The organism is Inquilinus sp., assembly GCF_057815775.1.
The window spans coordinates 1-4,609 of record NZ_JBYRFX010000333.1; the positions used below are offsets into that span (position 1 = coordinate 1).

The 4,609-nt window shown below is 69.1% G+C and carries 5 protein-coding genes; 3 read left to right on the top strand and 2 right to left on the bottom strand.

Annotated elements, in window-relative coordinates; translation table 11 throughout:
• On the top strand, positions 1-298 hold a 298-nt coding region (locus AC3XYG_RS11885), incomplete at its 5' end, for a phytanoyl-CoA dioxygenase family protein (protein ID WP_489140043.1).
• Between the two features lie 3 nt (positions 299-301).
• Here the strand turns inward: AC3XYG_RS11885 and AC3XYG_RS11890 are convergent.
• Complete coding sequence (locus AC3XYG_RS11890; protein WP_489140044.1) at positions 302-787, bottom strand: Lrp/AsnC family transcriptional regulator; 486 nt, start codon at positions 785-787, stop codon at positions 302-304.
• A gap of 141 nt (positions 788-928) precedes the next feature.
• Between AC3XYG_RS11890 and AC3XYG_RS11895 the strand changes: the two genes are divergently transcribed.
• Positions 929-2,116: an MFS transporter gene (locus tag AC3XYG_RS11895; RefSeq protein ID WP_489140045.1), complete on the top strand. Its 1,188-nt coding sequence runs from the start codon at positions 929-931 to the stop codon at positions 2,114-2,116.
• A gap of 7 nt (positions 2,117-2,123) precedes the next feature.
• Here the strand turns inward: AC3XYG_RS11895 and AC3XYG_RS11900 are convergent, their stop codons facing one another.
• The gene (locus AC3XYG_RS11900; protein WP_489140046.1) at positions 2,124-3,173 is read right to left on the bottom strand and encodes a hypothetical protein; all 1,050 of its coding nucleotides are present in this window, start codon (positions 3,171-3,173) and stop codon (positions 2,124-2,126) included.
• A 302-nt stretch (positions 3,174-3,475) separates the two neighbouring features.
• On the opposite strand from AC3XYG_RS11900, the gene AC3XYG_RS11905 reads away from it, so the two are divergent.
• Positions 3,476-4,609, top strand: a 1,134-nt coding sequence (locus tag AC3XYG_RS11905; RefSeq protein ID WP_489140047.1) for an ABC transporter substrate-binding protein, incomplete at its 3' end; no start/stop codon positions are given.

The following is a 4,609-nucleotide window of genomic DNA, read 5'->3' on the forward strand; positions in this document are numbered from 1 at the left end:
GGGGTCGCATCTGGACCTGGCCCGGCATCTGGAACCGGCGGGCGACGCCGGCCTGTCGCGGCTGAAGCTCGACCGCATGGGCGCCGAGCTGCCGGAGGTGACGGCGACGGGCGAGGCCGGGACCGTCGATCTGTGCCATCCCTTCATCATCCATGCGGCGCAGAAGCACCGCGGCACCGAACCGCGCTTCCTGGCGCAGCCGTCTCTGGCGCTGGCCAAGCCCTACCGGCTGAAGCGGGCGGCCAGCGCCTATTCGCCGGTCGAGATCGCGATCCGCCAGGCGCTGGGCATGGGCTGACGGTCAGCCGTGGCCCGGGGACGGAAGGTGGCCGAGCGGCAGTTGCGTGTTCGGCTTGACCGCCTTGATCGCGAAATTGCTGCGCACGTCGGTCACCCCGGGCAGCTTCAGCAGCGTTCCCAGCAGGAACCGCTCATACGCCGCCAAATCCGGCACCACGACCTGAAGCAGGAAGTCGGCCTCGCCGGACACCAGGTGGCAGGTGATGACCTCCGGCAGGAGTTGGACGGCCTCCCAGAAGGTTGGCGTCTCCTCGGTCGGGCGGTGCGCGACCTTGACGCCGACGAAGACGGTGAGGCCCAGGCCCAGCGCGTCCCGGTCCAGCACGGCATGGTAGCCGCGGATCACCCCGGCGCTCTCGAGCGCCTTGACCCGCCTGAGGCACGGCGATGGCGACAGGCCCGCCCTGTCCGCCAGCTCGACATTGGTGAGCCGCCCGTCCGCCTGAAGCTCGCGCAGGATCCTGATATCGATGGGGTCGAGGTCCATCTTGGCACACTTCTCCGATTGAAGGCGTTCTGACGCCAGATCGTGCCGCCGGAACCCTATTCCCTTGGCATAGTTTGGCGGGACCTGCCTGTTGCGCAAGTGTTAGAAATTCGCGATCACAGCGGGATGATGGGTGCTGGCATGGCACAGGCACGGGATATTCGGATCTGGGTCCTCGCCCTGGGGACGTTCGCGATCGGCACGGATGTGTTCGTGGTGTCGGGCATCCTGCCAGCCATCGCCGCGCATTTCGGCACCGATCTCGAAGCGGCGGGCCAGACGGTCACGGCCTATGCCCTGACCTATGCCCTCGCCGCCCCACTCCTCGTGCCGCTGACAGCCACGCTGAAACAGGTCCGGGTCGTCATCGTCACGCTGGCGATCTTCGCGCTGGCGAATGCGCTGTGCGCGGCGGCGCCGACCTACTGGGCGTTGATGGTGGTGCGCGTGCTCGCCGGTGCGGTCGCGGCGCTCTACACCTCGACCGCCTATGCGCTGGCGGCGTCGCTGGCGCAGCCGCACCGCAAGGGCGCGGCGATCGCAACCGTGGCACTGGGGCTGACCGCGTCGGCCGTGTTCGGGGTGCCGATCGGCACCGCGATCGGCGAAGCCCTGGGCTGGCGCATGACCTTCTGGCTGATCACGGCGATTTCGACTGTGGCGGTCGCGGCCCTGGCCGCCAACCCGCCGCGGGAGCAGCCCGTGACCGGGACCGTGCCAAGCTATGCCGCCCGCATGGCGCCGTTGAAGCAGCGGAACGTGCTGCTGGCGCTGGCCCCGAGCCTGCTGTGGAACACCGCCAACCTGACCAGCTACACCTATCTCGGCGCGGTGCTGTCACAGCGCTTCGCGCCGCATATCGTCGTCGTGCTGTTTTCCGTCTACGGCATCGGCGGACTGATCGGCAGCCAGCTCGGCGGCCGCCTGGTCGACCGCTTCGGCGCGATGATCCCCCTCGCCGCCTGCCTGGCGATCGCGGCGGTCAACCAGTCGCTGATGGGATTCAGCCTGCAATCCGCGTGGATGGTGGCCCCGGCGCTGGCGATCTGGTCGATCACCGGCTGGGGCACCTTCGCCCCGCAGCAGGCCCGCCTGATCGACCTCGCGCCCCGCAGCAGCGCGCTGGTCATCGCGCTGAACCATTCCACCATCTACATCGGCACGGCGATCGGCGCCGGGCTGGGCGGGGCCGCCCTGGCCCGCGGGCTGGCCCTCGACGACCTCCACTGGATCACCGTCGCGCTGCTGTCGGCGGCGTTGCTGGTTCTCGTCGCCACCGGCCGAAGCCTCCGCCCCCTGGCAGCCGCGCGCGTGACCGACGCGGGCTGAGAGACGGTCAGCGGAAGGTCACGGTCTCGAAATCCGCCGAGGTCCCCGCCGCCTGCTGCGCCAGGTCGGCGATGGCGATGGTCCGGGTTGTCGCCTCGTTCCAGGGGTTGGTGTAAGTCACCATTCCCGCTGCGGGGTCGATGTGGATGACGGCGAAGGCGTGGCCGTCGCCCTTGGTCCATTCGCCTTTGCGGCCCGGCTTGCCGCCGAACACCATGGCAACGCCGTTGCCGACCGCATCGGCGTTGCGCGTCAGGAAGTCGGTGATCTCCTGCGGCGTCATCTCTGCATCGGCCCGCCGGGCGTGATCGCCCAGGGTGCCGGCGAGCAGCTCCATCGTCTTGTTAGTCGGCAGCGCCCCCTGGCTGGGGTCGCGGTGGAAGAAGCGGAACATGGCGCCGACCAGGGCCGACGCCGCCGGGTCGCCCTTGCCGAACTGGTCGAGATTGTCCGGGCCGAGGTGGTAGACGGTCGCGGCATCGCCGGGGAAGTTGATGTTGAAGCTGCCATCGGCATTGGCGGTGACGGCCTTGTGCAGGATCGCCGTGCCGGCCGGCGTGCTCGCGAACGCCTTGATCACCGAGATGCCGACGCAATCGCCCTCACCGGTCTGGTTCAGGGCGATGCCGATGGCGCCCGGGATCGGATCCCCGCCCGGGGCCGGGGTCCATGGCTCCGCTGCGATGACGCTGCCCCTGGCGTCGCGCCGCAGCGCAGCGATGCTGCCATCGGCGCTGAACGATCCGTCCTTGAGGGAGGCGGCGATGTTGTGGGCGTCGGTCGCGAGCTCCGGCCGTGCCCCGCCGTCGCACTTGAGCGCATCCTGGAATTTGTGGGCCGCCGCCGCGATCCTCTGGCTCGTCGCGCCGTCGGGCCGGCCGCCGCGGCTTTGTTCCAGCGCCTGGCCTAGCTCGCGATAGGCGCCACCGACGGCCCGCATGCCGGTGGCATCAGGCGCCGCGACGGCACCGGTGGCCGCGGCCGCCGCCAGGACATAGGCGAGGACGGGCAGTGCACGGCGAAGGCTGGCCGGACGGTTGCTGATCTGACGGAACACGCTGGGCACTCTCCTGACGGCCGATGAGGGCCCTTTGGCAATCAAGCGCCCCCTTCGTGCAGGATTTCCGCCGGGCGTTACGGATTGACGTCGGGCCGTGGCGAAGTTGTTACGGCCGCAACCGTTCACTCCCATGGCGTCTGCCGCCGCAACGGCGATGCCGACCATCGCATTTCTTGAATTGACCAATCGACCGGTCAATCATAGGCTGACTTGGCCATCCCTCTTCCCGCAAGGCGGACGGCCCATCAGGAAGCGGAGCCAACCGCCAGCCAAGAGCCAAGCCTTCGGGGGGAGATCACATGGGAACGCACTTCGCTCCAGGACCGCTGCTGCGCGCGGCAGCCCTCGTCGCCGCGATGGCCGCGGCCATCCTTCCCGGCACCGCCACCAGGGCCGCCGAGCCGCTGAAGATCGGGGCCGTCCTGTCTGCCACCGGCCCCGCCGCCTTCCTGGGCGACCCGGAGGCGCGGACGCTCAAGCTCTATGTCGAGACGCTCAACCAGGAGGGCGGCCTGCTCGGCCGGCCGGTGGAGCTGGTGCTCTACGACGATGGCGGCGACGCCAGCAAGGCGCGCACCTTCGCCACCCGCCTGGTCGAGGACGACCAAGTCGTGGCCATGGTCGGCGGCACGGCCACCGGCACCACCATGGCGATGATCCCGGTGTTCGAGGATGCCGGTATCCCCTTCATCTCGCTGGCCGGCGGCATCGAGATCATCGATCCGGTGCGGGAATTCGTGTTCAAGACGCCGCACACTGACAAGACCGCCTGCCAGAAGATCTTCCAGGACATGAAGGCGCGGGGCATCGCCAAGATCGCCCTGATCTCCGGCACCGACGGCTTCGGCAAGTCGATGCGCGGCCAGTGCCTGGCTGTCATGGCCGATTTCGGCATCAGCGCGATGGTCGACGAAAGCTACGGGCCGGCCGATGCCGACATGACGCCGCAGCTTAACAAGATCAAGAATACCGAGGGCGTCCAGGCCGTGCTCAATCCCGGCTTCGGCCAGGGCCCGGCGATCGTGACGCGCAATTACGCCCAACTGGGCCTCCAGTGGCCGCTGTACCAGTCGCACGGTGTCGCCTCGAAGAGCTTCATCGAGCTCGCCGGCCCCGCGGCGGAGGGCGTGCGCCTGCCCGCCCCGGCGCTGCTGATCGCCGGCAAGCTGGGCGACACCGACCCGCAGAAGGCTGTCGTGACCAAGTACAAGACGGCCTATGAGGCGGCCACCGGCCAGTCGGTCTCCACCTTCGGCGGCTATGCCTTCGACGGCATCGAGCTGCTGGCGGATGCGATCCGGCGGGCGGATTCGGCCGAGCCGGCGAAGATCCGCGACGCGATCGAGCAGACCAGCGGCCATGTCGGCGTCACCGGCATCTACACCATGTCCGCCAGCGACCATCTCGGCCTCGGCGCCGAATCCTTCCGCATG